Below are 24,826 nucleotides of genomic sequence, written 5' to 3' on the forward strand. Positions count from 1 at the left end.
TCTCCCTAAGCCTCTTCAACCACATGTACTTTTAAAGTTGCTTTTACATCTTGATGTAATTTAACCGGAACATTTGTATAGCCTAATGAACGGATGCCATCACAATCCATCTTGCGTTTATCAATTTTGATGCCATGTGTTTTTTCTAAGCTTGAAGCAATTTGTTTAGTTGAAATAGATCCGAAAAGACGACCGCCTTCACCTGATTTTGCTTTAATTTCAACCTCTAATTTTTCAAGATGGTCCTTTAAATCCTTTGCTGCTTGTAGCTCGGCTGCTGCATTTTTTTCTTCTAGCTTCTTTTGACCTTCTAATTGGCTTAGTGCTTGATTAGATGCCTCTACTGCAAAACCATTTTTAATAAGGAAGTTGTGTGCATAACCATCTGCTACATTTTTGATTTCGCCTTTTTTTCCTTTACCTTTTACATCTTTTAAAAATACTACTTTCATTCTCCATTACTCCCTTCGAGTGTTTCCAAAATTGCATTTGATAAACGACTCTGCGCTTCTTCTATAGTCTCTGCATCGATTTGACAGGCTGCATTTGTTAAATGACCGCCACCACCAAGCTTCTCCATAATAATCTGGACATTGATGTCACCCAATGAGCGTGCACTAATGCCGATTAATCCGTCTGAGCGATGGGCAATGACAAAGGAAGCCGTAACATCCTTCATGGTCAATAAAATATCAGCTGTTTGGGCGATTAATACTGAGTCGTAGATTTTGTCGTCTTCTCCTCTGGCAACTGCTGTGCCTGGATATACAAAATTAACAGTTTGTATGATTTTCGAACGTTCAATATACGTATCGATATCTTCTTTTAATAATTGTTGAACAAGAATTGTATCTGCCCCATAAGTTCTTAAATAAGAGGCTGCTTCAAAAGTACGGGCGCCCGTACGCAATGTAAAACTTTTCGTATCTACAATAATTCCTGATAATAAGGAGGTTGCTTCAAGCTTTGTTAGCTTTTCATCCTCTGGTTGATACTCAAGAATTTCTGTTACTAATTCTGCAGTAGAGGATGCGTATGGCTCCATATACACAAGCGTTGGATTTTGTATAAACTCTTCTCCGCGTCGATGATGGTCAATGACAACTACCTTGTCTGAACGCTTCAAAAGTCGTGCATCCATTACAAGACTTGGTTTATGGGTATCCACTACAATTACTAACGACTTTTCCGTCATGGTTGAAAGAGCTTCCTCAGGTGAAATAAAGTAACGGTAAAGATCCGTGTTTTCTTCAATTTCATGCATTAATCGGCTAACACTTCCATTAAGCTCATCAAAGTTAACAACAACATAGCCATTTACTTTGTTCTTTTGAGCCATTTTACGAACACCAATCGCCGCTCCGATTGCATCCATATCCGGATTCTTATGCCCCATGATAAATACTTGATCACTTTCAATAATCAAATCCTGTAAGGCATGAGAAATAACTCGTGCTCTTACTCTAGTACGTTTCTCTACAGGGTTTGTTTTTCCTCCATAGAACTTCAACTTACCGCTTGGCTGCTTAATGGCCACCTGATCTCCACCGCGTCCTAAAACTAGATCGAGACTTGATTGGGCTAATTCACCTAACTTAATAAGAGATGAGGAACCTGCGCCTACCCCGATACTTAGTGTAAGCGATAGATTTTTCTGTGCAGTTTTCTCACGAATGTCATCTAAAATCGAGAACTTTTTCTTCTCTAATTCACTTAAAATAGATTCATTTAAAACTGCTAAAAAACGATCCGAGGAGATGCGTTTTGCAAAAATACCGTGTTCAAATGCCCACTCATTAATAATGGACGTAACCACTGTATTTGTTAAGCTTCTTGATTGGTCATCCATTCCTTGCGTAATCTCATCATAATTATCAATAAATAATACTGCTATCACGGTACGATCGGCGAAGTATTGGGATTCAATCTTTACTTGCTCTGTCACATCAAAGAAATATAAAAGCTTTTCCTCCTGCTTATAAACCACTTTATATTTATGATCGTTAATGGTAACGGTCTGCTCACGTTTCTCTTCTGATTTCGTTAAACTATAGAGTTCATCTGTCAGTTCGAACATTTCTAGACCAATCAAAGAGTCCTCTTCAATAATTTCAGACATATACGGATTTGCCCATTCAATAACAAACTTATCGTTTACAAGTAAAATTCCTATTGGCATTTCTAAAAGAGCTTCTGAACCTACTTTTTTCATGCGAAATGATAGGGATTCTATATGTTTCTCTGTTTGTGAAAAGGTGATTTTTTCTATTCTCCATGCATATACTAACCCGATGGATGTGACTACTGCATAGGCTATGCCTAACCAAATATTCCAAATGGTCAGTAGGATGGCACCTAGTAAGCCAATCATCGTTAGATACATAAGAGGATGTCGAATCATTCGCTTCCTATAAGTATCCATTTTATCAGCTCCCTACTTCTGAATCTTACCTTTAATAATTGAACGTATGTCAAAACCTAAATCCACTATTCCTATCAATACAAAGAAGGAATACAGTGGAATTGCCATTATGGTTGCTAGTACCTTTAAAAACTTTGGTGACCCATATGCATCAAGGATAAAATGAATAAGTGAAATTCCTTGTAAGGTTAACAAAAACCATAATATTAGTGAAAAGTTTAAACAAATTACGTAAAGTGCAGTACCGCTTTCAGGGCTAATAAATAAATTAATCGTAAGTACTATTAAGTAATACCATAATACAGCTTTTGGCAAACGCATATTCTTAAACGCGCTAAATTTAGGCACATTCACTCCGAGGCGTTTTAACATCGGTAAATTTAAAGAAATAATAATAAATGAAAAGAAAAAGACAGCTATTGTGATTGATGCTGGAATCAGGATTTCCATCGTATCAAACATAATATTCAAGGTTTTTTCGTCAATAGCTACTTGACCTGTTAGATTTTGAGAAATTTCAATGGATTTCTCATAGCTTTCACGCATTAAAACCATTGACTCTTTTATAAAGTCCGTTTCAAGTAACTTTAAGGATATTACATACTGTATGGCGAATGTTATTAAAACGGTCATCCCAGTTGACATAAGCAAAAACACTTTGCTTCGCTTTAATCGAAGTGCATCCCCTATTACAAACCCAACTGCTGCAAAAATAAGTGAAAATGGAATGATTAACAATCCTCCAAAGAAGAAAGTTATGATACAACCTATAAAGGCTACTAATAGCGAAGATTTTCGATCGTACTTTGCACTATACCAAGCTAGTGGTAGTGGAGCAAATAACGTAGCAACAAGACTAATGATTGGTACATAAAAGGCGATAGCAATAAAGATTGTAAATAGTGCTATCATCATAGCACCGTGAGCTAGCCTTTTTGTTTGATTATTCGGCATGTATAACCTTCCTTTGACTAATTAGAAAAATCCTTGTCATTCGTATATTGTACCATCTTTTTATACAATGGACAAAAATGCACAGAGCAATACTGAGCTTCGTTTCAATTAATAAAGTCGACAAATCCAGCTAAGGATTTTGTCGACTTTTTTCATTATATTCACTTCCACCATTGTTTAGTAAAAATAAAATAAATAAACTCAGAAAGTGAAAAATATAATTTAGTCCCTATAATCCCTTCAAAATTGTCAATCCTATGAGGAATGAAGTTCACTTAATAATGGATACTTACCTTGAAGCTAAAAATAGTAGGACTAATCATTGGAATTATCGATACTACTGGAGTATAGATGGATATAATTGCGCTTGCTGTATACATTGGGACATCCGGATTTCGGCGTACTCTCCTATGAATTTGCTCATTCTAAAGAATGGAAGCTCTTCTTCTATGCAGTTTTACTTATAATAGCTGCAGCAGGTTGGTTTCTTTCAAAAGATAAAAAATCAGACCATAACTTAAACCACTAGAAAAGGAAAAATTTTCCCTTTATTTTATTTATTCAAACTAAAAATCTTCATTAGTACTCAAAAATTGAAATTCCTTTAAAATTATTCAATAATTGTATGTAAGCTTTATATTTTAAGGGGGAAATTTACTTTGATCATTGCGATCATTTTTCTACTATTTGTTTCCTTTTTCTTTTCAGGAAGTGAAACAGCACTGACCGCCACGAACAAAATGCGGCTTCAAACCAAGTCTAGTAATAATGATAAAAAGGCTGAAAACCTATTAAATTTAGTATCAAAGCCTAGTGAGTTTATTACGACAATTTTAATTGGAAATAACATTGCCAACATCCTATTGCCAACCTTAGTTACAACACTTGCTATTCAATACGGCTTTAATTTAGGATTGGCTTCTGCAATTTTAACGGTTATTATTATCGTTTTTTCTGAAGTAATTCCAAAGTCAATTGCAGCTGCATTTCCAGATCGTATCGCCTTACTTGTTTACCCTATTATTCGCTTTTTCGTTATTATTTTTAAACCGATTACATTTATTCTTAACTCTCTTACAGGCACGCTTACTAGAGCATTATCTAAGAACCAGCCAATAGATGTATCTATATCTAAGGAAGAGCTGCGGACTATGGTTGATATTGCAGATATAGAGGGAACATTCAACCAAGCAGAGTCTTATCGTATTAAAGGTGTAATGGACTTCTATGATTTGAATGTAAAGGATGCGATGAAAACACCACGTATCAATATTGTTGCCCTATCTAGTACAACTACATTTGAAGAAGCCCGTGAAATCGTTATGCAAAACCCTTTTACTCGATATCCGGTTTATGGTGAAAATATTGATAATATTATTGCTGTATTTCACTCCAAAAACATTATTTCCTGGTCAATTGAGCCTGAAAAACCATTGGCAGCTTTTTGTGACAATGACCCTCTAATTGTTTACGAATTCCATTCGATTGAATTGGTATTGAGTAAAATGACAAAAGAAAAGAAGCATATGGCCATTGTTTTAGAGGAGTATGGTGGAACAGAAGGTATTCTTACTCATGAAGACATACTTGAGGTAATGCTTGGATTTGAAATTGAAGACGAGACAGATTTAAATAGTGAAAGCCTCGTTGAAAAATTAACAGAAACTGAAATTATTTGTGATGGAAAAATAACGCTTCATCGCTTAAACACCATTTTCTATACAGACATCCCAGAAGAAGAGGACGTACTTGCTGGCTATCTCCTAAATGAAATTAAAGATTTCCCAAATGAAGGAGATGTCATTGAGCGTGACAATCTGACCTTTAAAATCTTAACTACCGATAGTGGAGCTATTAAGAAGGTCCAGATTTTAAAATAATATAGACCTCTTCAAAATTGATATTAAAATTAAATAACAACAAAAAAGTACAACGAAGGCTTTAACACCTTTGTTGTACTTTTATTTTATATCTTATTTTTCTTCCGCTACGAATGGAAGAAGAGCCATAATACGAGAACGTTTAATAGCTGTAGTTAATTTGCGTTGGTATTTTGCACTTGTACCAGTTACGCGACGTGGTAAAATTTTACCGCGCTCAGAAATGAACTTTTTAAGTAAATCTACATCTTTATAATCGATTGTAGTGATGTTGTTTGAAGTGAAGTAACAAACTTTACGGCGTTTGCGGCCTCCGCGACGTTGTGCCATTTCAATATTCCTCCTTTATAAGTTTTTAGTTCTTAGGCGACCACACTCTAATTAGAATGGTAGATCGTCTTCAGAAACCTCGATTGGTCCTTTGCTTGATGCAAATGGATCCTCATCAACACGTGTATAATTTTGCTGATTTGCAGGAGGTTGAGATTGTTGGTAAGAAGGAGCAAATGGATCTTGGTCCATATTGCCACCGCCAAATTGTTGGTTTGGTTGGCTTGTACTATACGAAGGTTGGTTGCCTCCATATTGTGGTTGCCCTCCATACTGTTGATTTGGCACCCCACCACCACCAGTGTTGTTACGCGGCTCTAAGAATTGCACAGCATCCGCTACAACATCTGTTGTATAAACACGTTTACCATCTTGACCCTCAAAGCTACCTGTTTGAATACGGCCTTCTACACCAATCAAACTTCCTTTTCTCATGAAGTTTGCTAAGTTTTCGGCTTGTTTTCTCCAAGCAATACATCCGATGAAGTCTGCTTCACGATCACCTTGTTGGTTCGAAAATGTTCTATTTACAGCAACTGTAAATCGAGTCATAGGAACGCCACTCGGTGTATAACGAAGCTCTGGATCTTTCGTAAGTCTTCCAACTAATACGACACGGTTTATCACAATTTCAACCTCCTTTTTTCAGCGATTTTTGTTAGTTTTAAATGTTAATTATGCTTCTGCACGAACAGCCATGTGACGGATAATGTCTTCGCTGATGTTAGCTAAACGAGTGAATTCGTTGATAGCTTCTGTTCCAGCGTTAGCTTTTACGATTTGGTAGTAACCTTCGCGGAAGTCGTTGATTTCATAAGCTAAGCGGCGTTTGCCCCACTCTTTAGACTCGATGATTTCAGCGCCGTTTGAAGTTAAAACTTCATTGAAGCGTTCTACTAATGCTTTTTTCGCTTCGTCTTCAATGTTAGGACGAACGATGTACATTACTTCATACTTTTTCATCTTTTTTGCACCTCCTTATGGACTTGGGCTCTCCGACATAGCGGGAGCAAGGAGTAAGTAATATATACTCACATCATTGAATTGTAGCACACTTCGACACTATATGCAACATATATCACAGCATTTCGTTATGAGTGTCTATGTCTCTACTGGCTTATTTAATCTTTCTATTCAAAAACTTAATATTTTTTTACAGTGCACAATCAGTTTTGAACCATTTATAATGGTTATTTATAAAGGGGTGTGGAAAAATGTCTATAGACGTAAAACCCAATATAATCAAGCTTGATATGAAAAAAATTGCGAAAATGAACATTTGGTTCACTTTTGGCTTAAGTGTTCTTTTCTTGATTGCTAACAGTTTAATTCATCAACAATTTTCTGTTTCGATTTCATTGTGGAATATTCTTTTGTTTATCGTTTGTTACATTGCTCTTATCGGACTTCATGAGATTTTTCATTTATTTGGATTTATGCTTTTTGGAAAAGTAAAATTTAATCAATTAGATTATGGGGTGAATTTAAAATTAGGTATCGCTTATGCTACGACTACACAGCCATTAACAAACACAGCAATGAAAAAAGCATTATTATTACCTTTTTGGACAACCGGAGTAATTCCTAGCATCCTCGGATTTCTATTCCAATCCAATCTATTAGTGTTATTGGGTGCGTTTCTTATTGCGGGTGCTGTTGGCGATTTTTATATGTACAAGGAGTTACGTAAATTCCCTAATACTTCACTAGTCAAGGATGACCCTGAATTACCACAGTTGTATGTTTATGAGGAAGGAATTGAAGTCAGCTATGACCAATAATGTAAAGATTATCACTATAGATGAAAAGAAAATTATAAAGCAAACCATTATCTTGACTATCCTATTAAGTATTCTATTTACTGGGATAAATTATTATCTACATAGGGATCTTTCATTTAGCATATTACGATTCATCTTTGGTGCAGCCATTTACTTAATCGTATCGTTGGCACTAGTAATTGCGAACGAAGTGCTTAACATATTTATTTATCGATATCGATGTAAGGTTGCTCGTGAATCTATCTCGCTTTCTATAAATCTTGAAAAGGGCTTAATCTACACGAAAACAACAGAGAAAATTAAAAACGGACAATATCAATCTGTCTTTTTAACCTCCTTTTCATTCACGGGCGTCCTGCCATTAGCTTTTGGCTTCGCTGTTGGCAGCTATCCTTTGTTACTTGCTAGCGCTTCTTTTATTGCAGGTGGACTTGCTAATTTTAAAGGGATTAATAAGCTTAGAAAATTTCCGGATGAATGCCTAGTGCAGGATATACCAGAGAATTTTAGTGTGATTGTCTATTTGGATAATGAGGAAAAGCCTTCTTAATTGGCTAAGGGTCAGCAATCCTGGTGATTCTCTCATACGTTTGGCCAAATTAATTTTTGGCTCTATGATAATTGAATGCTGTTGTCACTGTGTTTGAAAATAAGCGTAAATTTACGTTTAAATTAAAAAAAAACTGGATTCTCTATAAAATAAAGGTAATTTTTCCGCTTATTTTCCCCAAATCGGTGTATTTGGTCTTATTTTGAGCAGTTAACAGGAATTCCTTCGCTTATATCAGCAATTTAAACCACTACTATATACAATAACGGGAATTTCTCCGCTTAAGTGCTCTTAAAGCTACAACGAAACTTAAACATGATATATGAGAAATACAAAAAGCATGGCAATTCAATTCATGAATGCCATGCTTTTTAGTTAACCTGGTTCCCATTTTATTAGAGAAACCCGTTAGCCTTTCAAATTAAACGTTGAAGCGGAATAGCATTACGTCGCCATCTTGTACAACGTATTCTTTCCCCTCTAAACGTACTTTACCAGCTTCTTTAGCTGCTGCCATTGAGCCAGCTTCTACTAAGTCTTCATATGCCACCGTTTCTGCACGGATAAATCCGCGCTCGAAATCAGAGTGAATTACACCAGCACATGCAGGCGCCTTCATTCCTTTACGGAAAGTCCACGCACGTACCTCTTGTACACCAGCAGTGAAGTATGTCGCTAAACCTAATAAATCATAAGAAGCACGAATCAATTGGTCTAAGCCTGACTCTTCAATTCCTAGCTCTTCTAGGAACATTGTTTTTTCTTCATCATCTAATTCAGAAATTTCTTCTTCGATTTTTGCACAAATTGTAATTACTTGTGCTCCTTCTGCAGCTGCAAATTCACGTACCTGCTGTACATATTTATTGTTTGCTGCATCTGCTACTTCATCTTCAGAAACGTTTGCTACATAAAGCATTGGTTTAATCGTCAAAAGATGTAAGCCTTTAACAACTTTTAATTCATCCTCCGATAAATCAACAGAGCGTGCTGGCTTTTCTTTTTCTAGAGCGTCTTTTAGCTTTACTAGAATCGGCTCTTCAATAAGAGCCTCTTTATCTTTTTGCTTTGCCATTTTACCTACACGTAAAAGACGTTTGTCTACAGATTCCATATCCGCTAAGATTAGCTCTAAATTGATAACTTCGATATCATCAATTGGATTAACTGAACCTGAAACGTGTGTAATATTTTCATCTTCAAAGCAACGAACTACTTGGCAGATTGCATCTACTTCACGGATGTGAGATAAGAATTTGTTTCCTAGCCCTTCTCCTTTTGATGCTCCCTTTACAATCCCTGCGATATCAGTAAATTCGAAAGCTGTTGGAACTGTTTTCTTCGGTTCTACTAATTCAGTTAATTTATCTAAACGAGCATCAGGTACTTCAACTACTCCTACGTTAGGGTCAATTGTAGCGAATGGGTAGTTAGCAGCTAATGCGCCTGCTTTTGTAATTGCGTTAAATAATGTAGATTTTCCTACGTTCGGTAAACCTACGATACCAGCTGTTAGCGACATGTTTGTTGACACGACCTTTCTATTTCTCTTCTCATTTTTTACGTTTGAAGTATTAGTAAATACAGGACTAAATAATATGAAACCATTGTTTATTATATGGATAAGTGATGAAAAAGTCTAATACACTAAGATTTTACTCTTCATTCGCCTTTTCTAATACTTTTTTCATTTTCTTTTCAAATTCTCGACGAGGTATCATCACACTATGACCACAACCTGTACATTTGATTCGAATATCTGCACCTAGTCGGATAATTTTCCAGGCATTTGTTCCACAAGGATGTTGTTTTTTCATTTCCACGACATCATTTAGTTCAAATACTTTTGGTTCCATTATACCTCATCTCCCTTACCAAGATTTATACTAGGGTCGACCACCATCATTTTTTGGAATGCCAGTGGAATCCCGTTTCTCTCTAATATATTCGTTATATCTTTTCTCATTGCACGTGCTACAGCGAAATGACTATAAGGCTTAGTTTCCGCAACAATTCGAATTGTCACTTCAACCCCTACTACATTTTGTACCCCTACAAAAACAGGTACATCGATTAACTCTTCAAATTTAGCAGGCAGCGTTTCTAAATATGGTTTTACTAAGCTCTCAATTTTTTCAATATCAGCCCCAATGCCAACCTGTAAATCAACAATTGCTTTTGAGTTATTAACTGAGAAATTGATAACATCCGTAATTTGACCGTTTGGAATGATATATTGCTCACCTGTGTAGCCTAAAATTTTAGTCGTTCTTAAGCCGATTTCGATTACTGTTCCTTCAGCCGCGCTACTGGTATTGAGTTTAATATAATCGCCCACTCCAAATTGATCCTCCAAGATAATAAAGAATCCAGTGATGATATCCTTCACTAAGCTTTGAGCACCGAAACCAATCGCTAAACCGGCTATCCCTGCCCCGGCAAGGAGACCGCCAATATTAATATTAATCGCCGATAGAATTGCAATCATCGCAGAGAAATAAACTAAATAGCTCAATGTGCTATGTAATAATTTAATAATCGTTTGCTGACGTCGCTCATTTTGATTAATAGGTGTTTTGACTTTCAAAGTAAGGACTCTTGTAATAACTCTTTTCCCTATAAAAATAACGAGATAGGATACCACAAGAATTGTAACAATTTTGATGGAAGCTGTTATTACAAATTCCCATAGCTCTTGACTAGTAAAGAAAGCCCAAGCCTCCCCTGACTTCTCTACAAGCTCTTCTGTTGGTTTATCTAAAACTTCTGTTGCCATTTTTCCACTCCTTGTATAAGTAGCTAAAAATTTGAATATACTTTGATTACAATATAGTTCAATTTTTACCATAAAAGATAATTTTTTACCAATTCTAAAGAAAGGGAGAATTGCTTATGCAAAATATCTCGAAGGTCCCCTTAAATTCTTTCGTACACCATGAGCAGACAGGCGCACTTTGGCAATTAAGTGATTTGTTTTTAAATTATATTCCTTTTGACCATGAACAACTCATCTTTTGTTGTATTGGAACGGATCGTTCAACAGGTGATTCTCTAGGTCCTTTAACAGGCAGTTTTTTATCTAGTTTTCATTCATTCCCATTTGAAGTTATAGGTACGCTTGAAGACCCATTACATGCGATTAATTTGTCATCGAAAATAGAAGAGATCAATCAAAAGCCGATTACTCCTTATATCGTTGCCATTGATGCGTGTTTGGGTAGTGAACGAAATGTAGGTCATATCGTTCTTCAGGATGGCCCGTTATTTCCAGGGAAGGCTGTAAAAAAAGAATTACCTCCAATTGGTGACATTTCTATTAAAGGAATCGTCAATATTGGAGGCTTTATGGAAATGCTTGTTTTACAAAATACCCGTTTAAATGTTACCTATTCAATGGGTAACAAAATCGCTCGTGCCTTACTGCTTGCTTGGCAGCGTCATTCATTGAAAAAGAAAAATGAACACAACGACAATACCAACTACCACAATGCCGGGCAGCAAATTGGCTACTCGAATCTTAGTTAGGCCAGCTATATTCAAGCCGATTGCCATAATCATGACACCACCTGTTGCCGTCATTTCTTGAATGAATAAATTCAATGCAGCTTCAGGTATATATTTACTGATTAACCCTGCAAGAAGGGTTAATGTGCCTTGATATAAAAATACGGGGATTGCAGCTAACATCACACCTATTCCTAAGGTTGATGATAAGACTATCGCAGTAAATCCATCAATAATCCCCTTTGTTATTAAAACTGAATGATCATTTCGAATCCCGCTATCCAAAGAACCTAAAATTGCCATCGAACCAATCACAAAAAACAACGTAGCATTAATAAATCCTTCCGCTATACTACTCTCTGACGATTGTCGCCCAATCTTTGTTTCAATCCATTTACCCAATTGAAACAGCCGCATATCAATATCAATCCATTCTCCAATCACTGCACCTACAACTAGACTAATAATTACAATGATGAAGTTTGTAGTTTCCATTCCCATTTGAATTCCTAGAACAGCTACAGCAAGACCAATAAGGGATAAAACAGTTGTTTTCATTTTTTCAGGGATTCCCTTTAAAATAAGACCAATAGTTGATCCAATAATGATTAATAAAGCGTTTATAATCGATCCAAGTAATACCATATCCTAACCTCTTATGTCTTAGAAAAAAGAGCGCCTTACCCTTGGCGCTCACAGCTTTTCTATTCTTCTAGTTGTAATATTTCCAAAATACGCTCTAAATCATCTTCAGAATAAAATTCTATTTCGATTTTTCCTTTATTCTTGGATTTTTTGATTTGTACATTTGTTCCAAAGTAGTCACGTAATTGTGTTTCAGTAGCCTGAACAAAAATGTCCTTTTTTACAGGCTTCTCTGTTTCACGTGAAACCTCTTCATTTAATTGTTTGATTAGCGCCTCTAATTGACGGACATTCAACCCATGCTTAATTACCTTCTCGGCTACCTCTGTGATTCTTCTTTTATTTTTTAGACCTAGTAATGTACGTCCATGTCCCATTGATAACTCACCGGTATTTACTAATTCCCGTACGTCATCTGGTAATGTTAATAAACGAAGATGGTTTGTAATATATGGTCGACTTTTACCTAAACGATTTGCAAGCTCTTCTTGAGTGAAGTTAAGTTTTTCAATCAAGCTTTGGTATGCTTCTGCTTCCTCTATAGGTGTTAAATCCTCACGTTGAAGATTTTCTAAAATGGCTAGCTCCATCATTTGATCTTCCGTCAGATTTCTTACGATGGCAGGGATTTCATTTAGATTGGCTAATTTTGCAGCTCTGAATCGTCTTTCCCCAACAACTATTTCAAACTTTTTGCCTTTTTTCCTAACAACAATCGGTTGAATGATTCCATGCTCCTTGATAGATTCAGCTAATTCCTCAATTGCATCGTCCTCAAAGGTTTTACGTGGTTGAAAAGGATTAGCCACCAACTTTTGTAAATCAATTTTTTCAATTTGATCTTCGTTAGTCTGTAAATTGTCTATCGCTTCAGTTGGAAATAATGCGCCTATTCCTTTACCTAAACCTCTAGCCATTTTTGATCACTTCCCTTGCTAACTCTAAATAAACTTCTGCACCTCTTGATTTTGAATCATAAATGATGATGGGTTCACCATGACTTGGTGCCTCACTTAAACGAACATTGCGAGGGATAATGGTTTTATATACTTTGTCTTGGAAATATTTTTTTACTTCCTCAATCACTTGTAAGCCAAGATTCGTCCGTGCATCAAGCATCGTCAGTAAAACACCATCAATATATAATTCTTGATTAAGATGCTTTTGAACAAGGCGAACAGTTGATAGTAATTGGCTTAGCCCTTCGAGTGCGTAGTATTCACATTGCACTGGAATAATTACAGCATCTGATGCAGTTAAGGCGTTTATCGTTAATAACCCTAAAGATGGTGGGCAATCGATAATAACATAATCATATTGCTCCTTAACATTCTGTAGTGCATGCTTTAAGCGCACCTCACGTGAGATGGTTGAAACAAGTTCAATTTCAGCTCCCGCAAGAGAAATTGTTGCTGGTACTACATCTAAATTTTCAACTTTGGATGATTGTATAATATTTGCTACTTCTTCATCATCAATTAAAACGTCATAGATACAACCTTGAATTTCACCTTTATTTATACCTACACCACTTGTAGCATTACCTTGTGGATCAGTGTCTATTAAAAGAACTTTTTTCCCTAAATAAGCAAGACAAGCGCTCAAATTGACAGATGTTGTAGTTTTCCCTACTCCACCTTTTTGGTTTGTAACGGCAATAATTCTTCCCAACCTTTTTGCACCTGCTTTCATTACTCAATTTATATATGAATCGAATTTAGATTTCTTAGTTCATTTTATCAAATTTATAAACTAGATGTATTGATTGCAAAACAACTAATTTATAAATTTGACAGTAGAAAATTAGGCTTATCGTCGAATGGGATGACGATAAGCCTTGTTTGTACTTATTCAGCTATTAAAGTTTTACTTTTCTAGCTGTAGAAAAAGAGCCATCTCATAAGGACTAAACGACAGCTCTTTTTCTGTGACAAGTTTTGAAGGCTTGTCTCATCACTAAAGCCCCCATTCAATAGCTCTCCCCTATAAAAGCGAATCGCTCAAATATTAAACGGAAATAGGCTGTTTTGGGTCACTTTGTTATTTATTTTATTTTTTCTTCGGAATTCGAACAGTGATTTGATAATAATCATCTGTATCTTCTTCTTCAGTATTTACATTTATACCACTTTTCGTCACCATCGATAAAGATTGTTTGATCGTATTTAATGCAATACGAATATCTTTACTAATTGCTTTACGTTTTGGTTTTTCCTTTTTTGTTTCTTCTTCTTTTGGTTTGTTCATTTGTTGGATATATTCTTCCAGCTGGCGAACATTCCAATCATATTCTTTTATTAATGCCACTAATTCTGCTTGTACTTTTTCATCTTTTAAAGAAATCATCGCACGTGCATGACGTTCTGTAATTTCTCTTGATAAGATTGCTTCCTGTACGAATTGAGGCAATTTTAATAATCGTAATTTATTTGCTACAGTAGATTGACCTTTTCCTAAACGTTGAGCAAGTGCTTCCTGTGTTAGTGAATGAAGTTCTAATAATTGCTGATAAGCTAAAGCTTCTTCAATTGCTGTCAGTTCTTCTCGTTGAAGATTTTCAATTAATGCAATAGAAGCAGTCTCTTTATCACTTAAATCACGAACAATCGCAGGAACCTCAGTCCAATTGAGTTTTTTCATTGCTCGGTAGCGACGTTCCCCTGCAATTATCTCAAAACGCTCTCCATCAAAATTGCGTATAACAATTGGTTGAATGACACCATGCGTATGAATGGTTCTTGATAATTCTTCAATTTTTTCTTCATCAAAAACTGTACGAGGTTGGAACCGATTTGGAATAATTTTATCGATTGGAATTTTCACTACTTCTTCTGCAGCTGTTTTCTTTTCAACTTGTGCTACTTGTTCTACTTCACTTTTAACTTCAGAAACAGTTTTGTCTCCGCCTCCGAAAAATCGTGAAAAAGGACTTTTCATTCAATAGGCACCACCTTTTAGAAACTATCTTGCTCAAGAATACTTATATAATATTATTTATTAAAATCTATAAATTGTACAGAGTTCGATAGAAGTAAAATCTCTAGTAAATTGACATAATATAATATATTTATGCTTCAAGAGGCAAATTTATATCTAAAAATTGAAGATAATTCAATTTTTCCTCAGAAAAAGCACGATAAACCGCTAAAAATAGCGATAAGTTATCTAGTTAATTTTAAAAAATCACCGTTATAATACAATGTTTCATGTGAAACAGTAGAGTTTAATAGAGTAATTGAAAATTCCATATGTGAATCTCTTAATTATTATTATTAGTTAACTAGATTTAAAATTGAGTGACAGTAAAGGAATCTCTAATGTCACCTAAATCTCTATTTAATACTACCACATATTTTTTATATAATTGGCGTTTTATTTGGAACACCTGGTTTACGTGGATATTTCTTTGGCGTCTTTTTTATTTTATCAAAAATATAAAGTGTTCGTTCACTTTCTTCTACAGGTAATAAATATGAAAATTCTTCCTTTAAAGCTGCACCTAATGTTGTAATGGCTTTTTTTGCATCCTTTAGCTCTTCTGGGCCAGCCGCTGCCTTCAAAGCAACAAAGCTTCCGCCCTCTTTTGCAAGTGGGATACATAGCTCAGAAAGAACAGATAATCTTGCCACCGCACGAGCCGTAACTACATCATATTTTTCACGATATTTATCATTTTGACCGAACTCTTCTGCACGAGAATGGACAAATGTCACATTATCTAATTGAAGCTGTTCACTTAAATGATTTAAAAACGTAATACGTTTATTTAATGAATCAACAATTGTCACATGTAAATGAGGGAAACAAATTTTAATAGGTAAGCTTGGGAATCCAGCTCCTGCCCCGACATCACAAACGGATTCTACTTTTGTAAAGTCAAAGTAAAAGCTTGCACTAATGGAATCATAGAAATGCTTTAAATAAACACCCTCTAAATCTGTAATTGCTGTTAAATTCATTTTTTCATTCCACTCAACTAATAGCTCAAAGTATTTATTGAACTGTTCAATTTGCGTGTCACTTAATTCTATTCCCATCTCTTTTAATGCTTCAATAAATTGTTGTTGGTTCATAGGGATCTCCTTTAGTTTTTAAAGAATTCTTTCATAAAATGAACGAGCGTCCGAGAAGTTTTTAGCTCGAACGCTCGCAAATCAAAATAAGCTAATTACTACCTGAATCTTTACTCATTACTTACTCGTGCAATTTTCCCTTGCTCAATATAGACAGCTAAAATTGATATATCTGCAGGGTTAACACCTGAAATACGTGATGCTTGCGCTATTGATAATGGGCGTACTTCTTTTAATTTTTCACGAGCTTCTGTAGCAAGACTTGAAATATCATCATAATCAATGTCTTCAGGAATTTTCTTACTTTCCATTTTATGAAGTTTATCTACTTGATTTAATGCTTTTTGGATATAGCCTTCATATTTTAACTGAACTTCAATTTGTTCTTTCACTTCTTCACTTAATTCGAACTCTGGTGGCGTTAATGAAGCAACTAAGTCATAGTTCATCTCTGTTCGTTTAACTAAATCAGCTCCACGAATACCATCTTTAAGTTCAGTTCCGCCTACAGAGCGAATAACCTCTTGTGTCGTTTCGTTTGGTTTTATAATCACTTCACGCAGACGAGCAATTTCAGCTTCGATTTGCGCTTCTTTTTCTTTAAACTTAGTAAAACGTTCTTCTGAAATTAATCCTAATTGGTGACCAATTTCTGTTAAACGTAGATCTGCATTATCATGACGAAGTAATAAACGATATTCTGCACGAGAAGTTAATAAGCGATATGGCTCATTTGTCCCCTTCGTAACTAAATCGTCGATTAGCACACCGATATATGCATCAGAACGCTTTAAGATTACTTCATCTTTACCTAATACTTTAGCTGCTGCATTAATACCAGCCATTAATCCTTGACCCGCTGCTTCTTCATAACCACTCGTTCCATTGATTTGACCTGCAGTGTAAAGATTTTTAATGCGTTTTGTTTCTAAAGTTGGCCATAATTGTGTCGGTACAATTGAATCATACTCAATAGCATAACCTGGGCGCATCATTTCTGCGTTTTCTAAGCCAGGAATCGATTGTAGCATTTTACGCTGAATATGCTCTGGTAAACTTGTTGAAAGTCCTTGTACATAAACCTCTTGCGTATCACGGCCTTCTGGCTCAAGGAACAGCTGGTGACGTGGTTTATCATTAAAACGAACAATTTTTGTTTCAATTGATGGGCAATAACGAGGACCAGTTCCTGTAATTGCACCTGTATACATTGGTGCTTTGTCTAAATTATCATTAATAATTTGATGTGTTTCTGCACTTGTATACGTTAACCAGCAAGGAATTTGATCCATGATAAATTCAGTTGTTTCAAAGCTGAAAGCACGTGGAACATCATCACCTGGCTGAATTTCTGTTTTACTATAATCAATTGTTTTGCTATCAACACGCGGTGGTGTACCTGTTTTAAAGCGGACCATATCAAAACCTAGCTCGCGCATATTATCTGCTAATTTAACAGAAGGCTGCTGGTTGTTTGGACCACTTGAATATTTTAAATCTCCAATAATAATTTCGCCGCGCAGATACGTACCTGTTGTAATAATAACTGCTTTTGCTCGGTATGCTGCACCTGTTTGTGTAATCACACCGCGAACTTCATCATCTTCAATGATTAGTTCATCAACTATTGATTGGTGAATCGTTAAATTTTCTTCTTCCTCTAATAAACGCTTCATTTCTCGTTGGTAAAGGATTTTGTCTGCTTGTGCACGTAAAGCACGCACTGCAGGTCCTTTCCCCGTATTTAACATACGCATTTGGATGTGTGTTTTATCGATTACTCTTCCCATCACACCGCCTAATGCGTCAATTTCACGAACAACGATTCCTTTTGCTGGTCCACCCACAGATGGATTACATGGCATAAAGGCAATCATATCTAAATTAATCGTCACCATGAGTGTTTTTGCACCCATTTTGGCTGAGGCATACGCTGATTCTACACCAGCATGCCCTGCACCGATGACAATTACATCATATTGACCTGCATCATATGTTGTAGTCATGCCGTCTCTTCCTTTCATTACTCTAATAATTGATTAATTACTTCTTACACTTGTATGTTATCTTCACCTAAATGAAGCAAATTCTATTTTCCTAAACAGAATTGTGAGAATAGCTGATTGATTAAGCTTTCTTGAACTGTGTCTCCAACGATTTCGCCTAGTAGCTCCCACGTTTTCGTTACATCGATTTGAATCATATCAACTGGAATCCCAGATTCAGCTGCATCGATTGCATCTTCAATAGTTGCTTTTGCTTGATGCAAAAGTGCAATATGACGTGCATTTGAAACATATGTTAAATCGTTAGCTTCGATTTGACCTTCAAAGAATGTCTTAGCAATGGCTTCCTCTAATTCGATAATTCCTTGCTCTTGTAAAATCGAGGTTGTCACAATAGGACGTCCATTCGATAATTCTTTTACTTTATCCAAATCAATTTGCTGAGGTAAATCTGTTTTATTAACAACGACGATGAAATCCATATTTTGAATTGTTTCAAATAGACGTTCATCTTCCTCAGATAGACCTTCTGCTGAGTTTAAAACAAGCAGGATTAAATCTGCTTCCTTTAATACCTGGCGAGATCTTTCTACCCCTATACGCTCAACGATATCTTCTGTTTCGCGGATACCAGCTGTGTCTACTAAACGTAAAGGTACTCCACGTACATTGACATACTCTTCTATAATATCACGAGTTGTACCTGCTACATCAGTAACAATTGCTTTATTCTCATGAACTAAACTATTTAATAGTGAGGATTTACCAACATTCGGTCTACCTAAAATCACCGTTGATAACCCTTCACGCAATATTTTCCCTTGAGAAGATGTTTGTAAAAGCTTCGCAATCTCATCACGTACCCAGGAGCATTTCTCTAGCAGCACCGGTATCGTCATTTCTTCTACATCATCATACTCAGGATAATCTATATTAACCTCTACATGTGCTAATGTCTCTATTAAAGCATCGCGTAATTGGCCAATTAACTTAGAAAGCTTCCCTTCCATTTGACCTAGTGCTACGTTCATGGCACGATCTGTTTTTGCACGGATTAAATCCATTACAGCTTCAGCTTGTGATAAATCGATACGACCATTTAAGAATGCACGCTTTGTAAATTCACCAGGGTCCGCTAATCTTGCACCGTTTTGTAGTACGAGCTGTAAAACACGGTTGACTGAAACTATCCCACCGTGACAGTTGATTTCAACTACATCCTCACGTGTGAATGTTTTTGGTGCGCGCATTAACGATAACATGACCTCTTCTACTACTTCCTCGGTCTTCGGTTCGATTAAATGCCCATAATGAATTGTATGTGACTTTTCATCCTTGAGCTGTTTACCGTTTGGCGATTTGAATATTTTATTTGCTATATGAACTGCGTCATCTCCACTTAAACGAACGATCGCAATGGCGCCTTCTCCCATTGGTGTGGATATTGCAGCAATTGTATCAAAATCCATTTTTAAAATCCTCCTACTAAATCCATTACGAATTCACCGTAATTTCATTAACTTCACAACACGCAATATGAATTACATTTATCTTGTGAAAACTAAATAAAGTTATCCACATGTGAATAACTATTGAAAACATTTTTACTAACAATTTAGGGTAACATATTTTAAGCAAATACGAAAGTAAAGCAATTTTCCACATGTGGATAAGTAGAAATTTTTTAAAGTCGTATCTTCCATGACCAATTCCCTTGTTGAAATTCGTATTGAACTGAAATTAGGCTTACTATTCGTTTCATTCCAGTTAAATATTTTAAAACTATATTTTCTCAATCGAGTAGAGGGAGAATAAGTTCTCGCCCCTCTCACAACACCGTACGTACGGATCTCGTATACGGCGTTTCAATTTATATTACAGTGTGTACTTTTAAGTAACGTTCAAGAGCAGAGGGTATTCCCCTCTGTTCTAGTCTTTTATTAGAGATAGCTCTATGAACAACTTTCGATAATCCGATAAATCGATAACCTTTCCTACAGTATGTTAAGCCTTTGGCTTCTTCTTCGGGTATCCCTAATTGGATTAGAGACCTAATCTGCTTTCTCGGTACCTTCCATTGCTTCCAAATAATTACCCTTATTCTTGAGCGTAGTTTCATATCAATTTCTCGCATAGCCGTTTTCATTTTTGCAGTTCTAAAGTAATTTACCCAACCGAATATTACTTGTTTTAGTTTCATTATTCTGTAGTCTAACGGTATGCTCCAGTTTCGCTTTGTTAATTGCCGAAGTTTCCTTTTAAATTTCTGTACTGACATTGGATGTGGTCGAACTTGATACTTCTTGTCTTTTGAATCGTAGTAATAACCAAACCCCAAGAATTTCAAATCTTTTGGACGAGCGATTTTACTCTTTTCTGCATTGACTATCAATCCTAATTTCTTTTCTATAAACTTCACGACTGATTCCATAACTCTATTTGCAGATTTCTCGCTCTTCACGAAGATAAGAGCGTCATCCGCATATCTTACGAATTGAAGACCTCTACTTTCTAGTTCCTTATCCAGTTCATTCAACATTATGTTACTTAACAGTGGGCTGAGGTTTCCTCCTTGCGGAGTTCCAACCGGTGTTTCTTCATATTTACCCTTTACCATAACCCCACTGACCAAGTATTTTCTTATTAAAGAAATGACATCTCCATCATCGATTGTATTGGATATAATTCGCATTAGTTTATCATGGTTGACTGTGTCGAAAAATCTTTCAAGGTCAATGTCCACTATCCAATTGTATCCATCATTCAGAAATTCGAGGCTTTTTATAATTGCCATCTCACAACTTCTATTTGGTCTGAAACCGTAACTGAATTCACTAAACTCTTTTTCGAATATCGGACTGAGTACTTGATGAATTGCCTGTTGAACGACCCTATCCACTACTGTTGGTATTCCCAGTTTGCGCATCTTACCATTTTCTTTTGGAATCTCCACTCTTAAGGCAGCTTGTGGTTGGTATTTTCTAGTTCTGATGCGCTGACATAGCTCATCCTTGTTCTCTTTCAGATATTGTTTAAGTTCATCGACCGTTATTCCATCGACACCACTTGCACCTTTATTTCTAAAGACACGTAGATAGGCTTCATTCATATTTCGATTGCTTAGAATCTTTTCTAATAGTTGCACACTCGTTTCTCCTTTCCTCTCACGTAGTAAGTAATATCTCCATTTTGGTTATCATTTGAGATACGCTCATACTTTCACCATTAACACATTCGGAGTCCGTCACTTACGCATTTGTGGTGTTGAAACACTATAAATTGTTCTGCCCTTCATGACCAAAGGTCATTACTATGGCATCTGCTGACTTCTTGCGACTAACCTTTTTCGACTGTACTTTTGGTACATCCGCAAGACCTCCCAGGGTAAGACAACTATCTTTCCTCTTTTACTCGCCTGATTTACCCTACAAAGCTACGCACATCTTTTGGACTTTGACTTGTCGTGGAGCCTTATCCCTTTATAGAGCCTTAGTATCAGATTTCTGTTCGTCGAGCCAAGATTTTATTCCACGCTTCCTCCAGCCCTTACCTCACGATAAGTACCTTGCGCTTCCTTAGTGGTTGGTCGATGTGTACCCCCACAGTGGACTTTCACCACCTAGATAGTTGCCATGCCTGGCACACACAAAAAAACGACCCTAAAAAGGGCCGCTTCCATTGTCTGTATATAATTTCTGTTATCTTACTGGTTCGATAACTAGGTATCGATTTGGTTCTGTACCTTCTGAATGTGTTTCGATATCAACGCGGTTCGCAAGTACATTATGAATGACTTTTCGTTCATAGGATGGCATCGGTTCAAAGGTTACTTTCTTTCCTGTATGAATCGCTTTATCCGCCATTCTTTCTGCCAATATTTCTAATGCTTCTTTGCGTCGTTCGCGATAATTCTCGACATCTAACTTGACCATTAAGAAGGATTTTGCACTTTTATTTACAACTAATTGTGCTAATTGCTGCAATGCATTTAATGTCGCACCGCGTTTTCCAATTAAAAGTGCTGCTTTTTCACTTTCTAGCTTAAATAAAATGTTCTTTCCTTGCTTATGTGTATCAATCGATAAATCTTCAATCCCCATATCTCTAGCAATACTAACTAAATAGTTTTTTGCTGATTCAATTGGATCTTCTTGCTCTTCATCTGAAGCTGCTTGTTTTACTGGTGTTTCAGATACAACCTTTTGTATAACTAATTTAGCTTGTTCCTCAATATTTGTATCAGAAACCTGATCATCAAGCTTCTCCGTTTCATCTATTGAGTTTGTCTTTGCAATTTCTTCCTCTTTTACAGTGACACGTACTTCCGCTTTCCGTGCACCAAAACCAAAAAATCCTTTTTTCGCTTCTTGTAAAACTTCAACTTCTACTTGTTCACGAGTAGTACTTAGCTGTTGTAACGCTATTGAGATCGCTTCTTCTACTGTTGCGCCTAATTGCGTAATTTGTTTCACTTTTTCGCTCCTCCTGTTGTAGCAGGTTCTGATTTTTTTCTATTCCAAGGTTTATAAATAGCAAGGTTTTGAATCACAGAAACGATATTCCCTACAACCCAATATAATGATAAGGCAGCTGGTAAAACAATACCGAAGCCGATAATCATAAATGGCATAATGTACATCATTATTTTCATTTGAGGGTTGTCCATTGCAGGTCCTGTCATTAGTACAACAAATTGAATTAAACCAGCTAGTACAGCTAGAATAACACTTGGTTCTGCAAGCGGGAAAATAAGAAACGTTCCTAAATCGATTGTTGGTGTTGCATTCATACGACTAATCGCATGGTAAAAACCGATTAATATCGGCATTTGTACCAGCATTGGGAAACATCCCGCCATTGGGTTAACACCAGAGCTTTGCATCATTGCCATCATCTCTTGTTGGTACTTTTGCTGAGTAACGGCATCCTTTGAAGCATATTTCTTTTGTAGCTCTTTCATTTTAGGCTGAATTTCTTGCATCTTTTTCGAGCTTTTTACTTGTTTAATCGTTAATGGAAGTATCACTAAACGGATAATAATTGTTACAACAATAATCCCAAGTGCATACGAGCCTAATGTTTCTGCAAAATATTTAATTATTGATACTAATGGCCAAACGATATACTCATTCCAAAAACCTTCGCTTTCAGATGAGATTGGCTGATCGAATTCTGTACACCCAGAAAGTAGTAATACTACAGATACTAGAGACAGAATCATCCAATGTCTTCTCTTCAACCTTCATCCTCCTAGAGTAACTATTCACTTTTTTCTGCTATTTTACCATGTAAAGACACTTACTCTCTACTTATAATTATTTCAATTGTATATTAACTATATTATCGGTTACCGTTTATAGGTCCTGTTTGTATTGAAAGCTCTTAGGTAATTATAAATTTTAATCTCTTACTTCTTTTTAATTACCTTGGCAATTTTCAGCACATGTTCAATACTTTTTTTCGTATCATGAAAATCGAGTGTGGCCGCCTGGTTTCGGGCGATAATAACATAGTCCATATCTTGTCTTACTTCATCTTTTATCTCCAAGAACACTTGTCTTATATATCGTTTGATTTGAACTCTAGTGACCGCTTTTCCTATCTTTTTACTAACAGATAACCCAATTCGGAATTCTTGTTGATCTTCTTTCGGTAAACAATACACGACAAATTGACGATTGGCGAAGGACTTTCCTTTTTTGAATACCTTCTGAAAATCCTCATTCTTCTTGACTCTTTGGCGCTTCTTCATTCCTTCACCTGCTATTCTGAATGCTTTCTTATCTTTAAAAATGAAGATTAGAAAAACTCGATTCCAGCTTAGATAGACGAAATCGATGCTTTTCTTATACTGATTGCCTATTAACTTTTCCTATTTATCAGTAAAAAAAAAGCCACTGAAGAAGTTCAGTGGACTTATGCTGATAATACTTTTCTTCCTTTACGACGACGAGCTGCTAATACTCTGCGGCCGTTTTTTGAGCTCATACGTGCACGGAATCCGTGTACTTTACTATGTTTACGTTTTTTTGGTTGGTATGTGCGTTTCATTATATATGACACCTCCATTTATGAAAGTTAATTTCTATCCTACATACAGACCATAACATTATATAAAAAAAAGAAATGCATTGTCAATTAAATATTTAAATCCTCTTTTGTTTGCTATTTTCTCATGTATAAAAATTATCCACAGGGAACAATGTTTATTATAAACAGTGCTTGTGGATAATATTTTTATGTATTTTTTTATCCACAACAGTTACTGACAACTTTTACACAAATCCCAACCCTGTGGACAACTTTTAGGTGAATAAAAAATAGTTATGTGGATAAGCATCGTAAACTATTGAAATGACAATCTTTTTTTGTTACGATGAATGTGTTTTCCTTTGTGGAAATGTTGCGTGGGAAATATATTATCCACAGAATGTTAATAACTTGTGGACAAACTTTAACACAGCTTTGGGATAACAGTTATCCACACGCTGTGAGTATGTGTTTTAACTTCATTAAGAAAATATTTTCTGTATCTAACTAAAGTCAAAAGCGCATTCCGTAATGTGCGAAAATCTCAAGGATTTCAAATGCAAACACAATTATAGGTCCGTGATTTCTATCTTATATAGATGTAGTTTATTTTTTCATAGTGGAAAATATACATGAAAAGGAGTTAAAAGC

26 protein-coding genes are annotated in these 24,826 nt (G+C 35.9%); 5 read left to right on the forward strand and 21 right to left on the reverse strand.

Going from position 1 to position 24,826, the window contains the following annotated elements; translation table 11 throughout:
* Positions 1 to 5 precede the first annotated feature (5 nt).
* From rplI to LG296_RS19510, 3 genes are read right to left on the reverse strand one after another with little or no spacing between them, the layout of a single operon-like run.
* A complete protein-coding gene (rplI, locus tag LG296_RS19500; protein WP_107932050.1) occupies positions 6 to 452 on the reverse strand; it encodes a 50S ribosomal protein L9 in 447 nt (148 codons plus the stop codon).
* Positions 449 to 2,422 carry a DHH family phosphoesterase gene (locus LG296_RS19505; RefSeq protein WP_107932048.1) on the reverse strand — a complete coding sequence of 658 codons (1,974 nt, stop codon included), beginning with the start codon at positions 2,420 to 2,422 and terminating at the stop codon, positions 449 to 451. Before LG296_RS19505 ends, rplI begins: the two co-directional genes overlap by 4 nt.
* Positions 2,423 to 2,434: 12 nt before the next feature.
* Positions 2,435 to 3,376 (reverse strand): YybS family protein, encoded by a 942-nt coding sequence (locus LG296_RS19510; protein ID WP_107932046.1) that lies wholly within the window; start codon positions 3,374 to 3,376, stop codon positions 2,435 to 2,437.
* A 361-nt stretch (positions 3,377 to 3,737) separates the two neighbouring features.
* Between LG296_RS19510 and LG296_RS19515 the strand changes: the two genes are divergently transcribed.
* Together LG296_RS19515 and LG296_RS19520 are read left to right on the forward strand one after the other, a co-directional pair.
* On the forward strand, positions 3,738 to 3,905 hold the full coding sequence (locus LG296_RS19515) for a hypothetical protein (RefSeq protein WP_193768045.1): 168 nt from the start codon (positions 3,738 to 3,740) through the stop codon (positions 3,903 to 3,905).
* Between the two features lie 130 nt (positions 3,906 to 4,035).
* Positions 4,036 to 5,256 (forward strand): hemolysin family protein, encoded by a 1,221-nt coding sequence (locus LG296_RS19520; protein WP_107932044.1) that lies wholly within the window; start codon positions 4,036 to 4,038, stop codon positions 5,254 to 5,256.
* A 93-nt stretch (positions 5,257 to 5,349) separates the two neighbouring features.
* Here the strand turns inward: LG296_RS19520 and rpsR are convergent, their stop codons facing one another.
* The 3 genes from rpsR to rpsF are packed head-to-tail and all read right to left on the reverse strand — an operon-like array spanning position 5,350 to position 6,549.
* Complete coding sequence (gene rpsR, locus LG296_RS19525) at positions 5,350 to 5,586, reverse strand: 30S ribosomal protein S18 (RefSeq protein WP_107932043.1); 237 nt, start codon at positions 5,584 to 5,586, stop codon at positions 5,350 to 5,352.
* 51 nt (positions 5,587 to 5,637) lie between these two features.
* Positions 5,638 to 6,213 (reverse strand): single-stranded DNA-binding protein, encoded by a 576-nt coding sequence (gene ssb, locus LG296_RS19530; protein WP_107932041.1) that lies wholly within the window; start codon positions 6,211 to 6,213, stop codon positions 5,638 to 5,640.
* Between the two features lie 48 nt (positions 6,214 to 6,261).
* On the reverse strand, positions 6,262 to 6,549 hold the full coding sequence (gene rpsF / locus LG296_RS19535) for a 30S ribosomal protein S6 (protein WP_107932039.1): 288 nt from the start codon (positions 6,547 to 6,549) through the stop codon (positions 6,262 to 6,264).
* Positions 6,550 to 6,800: 251 nt separating this feature from the next.
* On the opposite strand from rpsF, the gene LG296_RS19540 reads away from it, so the two are divergent.
* Entirely contained in the window at positions 6,801 to 7,367 is a 567-nt protein-coding gene (locus LG296_RS19540; protein WP_107932037.1) for a DUF3267 domain-containing protein, read from the forward strand.
* Positions 7,345 to 7,917, forward strand: coding sequence for a metalloprotease family protein (locus tag LG296_RS19545; RefSeq protein ID WP_193768044.1), 573 nt, complete (start codon positions 7,345 to 7,347; stop codon positions 7,915 to 7,917). Before LG296_RS19540 ends, LG296_RS19545 begins: the two co-directional genes overlap by 23 nt.
* Positions 7,918 to 8,338: 421 nt before the next feature.
* Here the strand turns inward: LG296_RS19545 and ychF are convergent, their stop codons facing one another.
* The 3 genes from ychF to LG296_RS19560 form a co-directional block, all read right to left on the reverse strand.
* Entirely contained in the window at positions 8,339 to 9,439 is a 1,101-nt protein-coding gene (gene ychF, locus LG296_RS19550; RefSeq protein ID WP_107932034.1) for a redox-regulated ATPase YchF, read from the reverse strand.
* Positions 9,440 to 9,572: 133 nt separating this feature from the next.
* A complete protein-coding gene (locus LG296_RS19555; protein ID WP_107932032.1) occupies positions 9,573 to 9,773 on the reverse strand; it encodes a DUF951 domain-containing protein in 201 nt (66 codons plus the stop codon).
* The gene (locus LG296_RS19560; RefSeq protein WP_107932030.1) at positions 9,773 to 10,693 is read right to left on the reverse strand and encodes a mechanosensitive ion channel family protein; all 921 of its coding nucleotides are present in this window, start codon (positions 10,691 to 10,693) and stop codon (positions 9,773 to 9,775) included. The genes LG296_RS19555 and LG296_RS19560 overlap by 1 nt, the downstream gene beginning before the upstream one ends.
* A 116-nt stretch (positions 10,694 to 10,809) precedes the next feature.
* Here LG296_RS19560 and yyaC point away from each other — a divergent pair, with 116 nt between their 5' ends.
* Entirely contained in the window at positions 10,810 to 11,442 is a 633-nt protein-coding gene (gene yyaC, locus LG296_RS19565) for a spore protease YyaC (protein ID WP_107932028.1), read from the forward strand.
* Here the strand turns inward: yyaC and LG296_RS19570 are convergent.
* The 12 genes from LG296_RS19570 to rpmH form a co-directional block, all read right to left on the reverse strand.
* Positions 11,359 to 12,066, reverse strand: coding sequence for a DUF554 domain-containing protein (locus tag LG296_RS19570; RefSeq protein WP_107932026.1), 708 nt, complete (start codon positions 12,064 to 12,066; stop codon positions 11,359 to 11,361). The two genes, yyaC and LG296_RS19570, sit on opposite strands and share 84 nt — an antisense overlap.
* 59 nt (positions 12,067 to 12,125) lie before the next feature.
* Positions 12,126 to 12,983 (reverse strand): ParB/RepB/Spo0J family partition protein, encoded by an 858-nt coding sequence (locus LG296_RS19575; protein WP_107932024.1) that lies wholly within the window; start codon positions 12,981 to 12,983, stop codon positions 12,126 to 12,128.
* Complete coding sequence (locus LG296_RS19580; protein ID WP_107932022.1) at positions 12,976 to 13,737, reverse strand: ParA family protein; 762 nt, start codon at positions 13,735 to 13,737, stop codon at positions 12,976 to 12,978. Before LG296_RS19580 ends, LG296_RS19575 begins: the two co-directional genes overlap by 8 nt.
* A 378-nt stretch (positions 13,738 to 14,115) precedes the next feature.
* Positions 14,116 to 15,003, reverse strand: a complete 888-nt coding sequence (gene noc, locus LG296_RS19585; protein ID WP_107932020.1) for a nucleoid occlusion protein — start codon at positions 15,001 to 15,003, stop codon at positions 14,116 to 14,118.
* Positions 15,004 to 15,422: 419 nt separating this feature from the next.
* Positions 15,423 to 16,139 (reverse strand): 16S rRNA (guanine(527)-N(7))-methyltransferase RsmG, encoded by a 717-nt coding sequence (gene rsmG, locus LG296_RS19590; protein WP_107932018.1) that lies wholly within the window; start codon positions 16,137 to 16,139, stop codon positions 15,423 to 15,425.
* Between the two features lie 110 nt (positions 16,140 to 16,249).
* Positions 16,250 to 18,145: a tRNA uridine-5-carboxymethylaminomethyl(34) synthesis enzyme MnmG gene (mnmG, locus tag LG296_RS19595; protein ID WP_107932016.1), complete on the reverse strand. Its 1,896-nt coding sequence runs from the start codon at positions 18,143 to 18,145 to the stop codon at positions 16,250 to 16,252.
* 83 nt (positions 18,146 to 18,228) lie between these two features.
* A complete protein-coding gene (gene mnmE, locus LG296_RS19600) occupies positions 18,229 to 19,614 on the reverse strand; it encodes a tRNA uridine-5-carboxymethylaminomethyl(34) synthesis GTPase MnmE (protein WP_107932014.1) in 1,386 nt (461 codons plus the stop codon).
* Positions 19,615 to 20,015: 401 nt separating this feature from the next.
* Positions 20,016 to 21,290 (reverse strand): group II intron reverse transcriptase/maturase, encoded by a 1,275-nt coding sequence (ltrA, locus tag LG296_RS19605; RefSeq protein ID WP_404427262.1) that lies wholly within the window; start codon positions 21,288 to 21,290, stop codon positions 20,016 to 20,018.
* Between the two features lie 553 nt (positions 21,291 to 21,843).
* The gene (gene jag / locus LG296_RS19610; RefSeq protein WP_107937762.1) at positions 21,844 to 22,617 is read right to left on the reverse strand and encodes an RNA-binding cell elongation regulator Jag/EloR; all 774 of its coding nucleotides are present in this window, start codon (positions 22,615 to 22,617) and stop codon (positions 21,844 to 21,846) included.
* A complete protein-coding gene (gene yidC, locus LG296_RS19615) occupies positions 22,614 to 23,384 on the reverse strand; it encodes a membrane protein insertase YidC (protein ID WP_107937760.1) in 771 nt (256 codons plus the stop codon). Before yidC ends, jag begins: the two co-directional genes overlap by 4 nt.
* A gap of 168 nt (positions 23,385 to 23,552) precedes the next feature.
* Positions 23,553 to 23,897: a ribonuclease P protein component gene (rnpA, locus tag LG296_RS19620; protein WP_107937758.1), complete on the reverse strand. Its 345-nt coding sequence runs from the start codon at positions 23,895 to 23,897 to the stop codon at positions 23,553 to 23,555.
* A gap of 164 nt (positions 23,898 to 24,061) precedes the next feature.
* Positions 24,062 to 24,196, reverse strand: a complete 135-nt coding sequence (gene rpmH, locus LG296_RS19625; protein ID WP_036200974.1) for a 50S ribosomal protein L34 — start codon at positions 24,194 to 24,196, stop codon at positions 24,062 to 24,064.
* Between the last annotated feature and the right edge of the window lie 630 nt (positions 24,197 to 24,826).

Source organism: Ureibacillus chungkukjangi, from assembly GCF_044795995.1.
GTDB lineage: Bacteria > Bacillota > Bacilli > Bacillales_A > Planococcaceae > Ureibacillus > Ureibacillus chungkukjangi.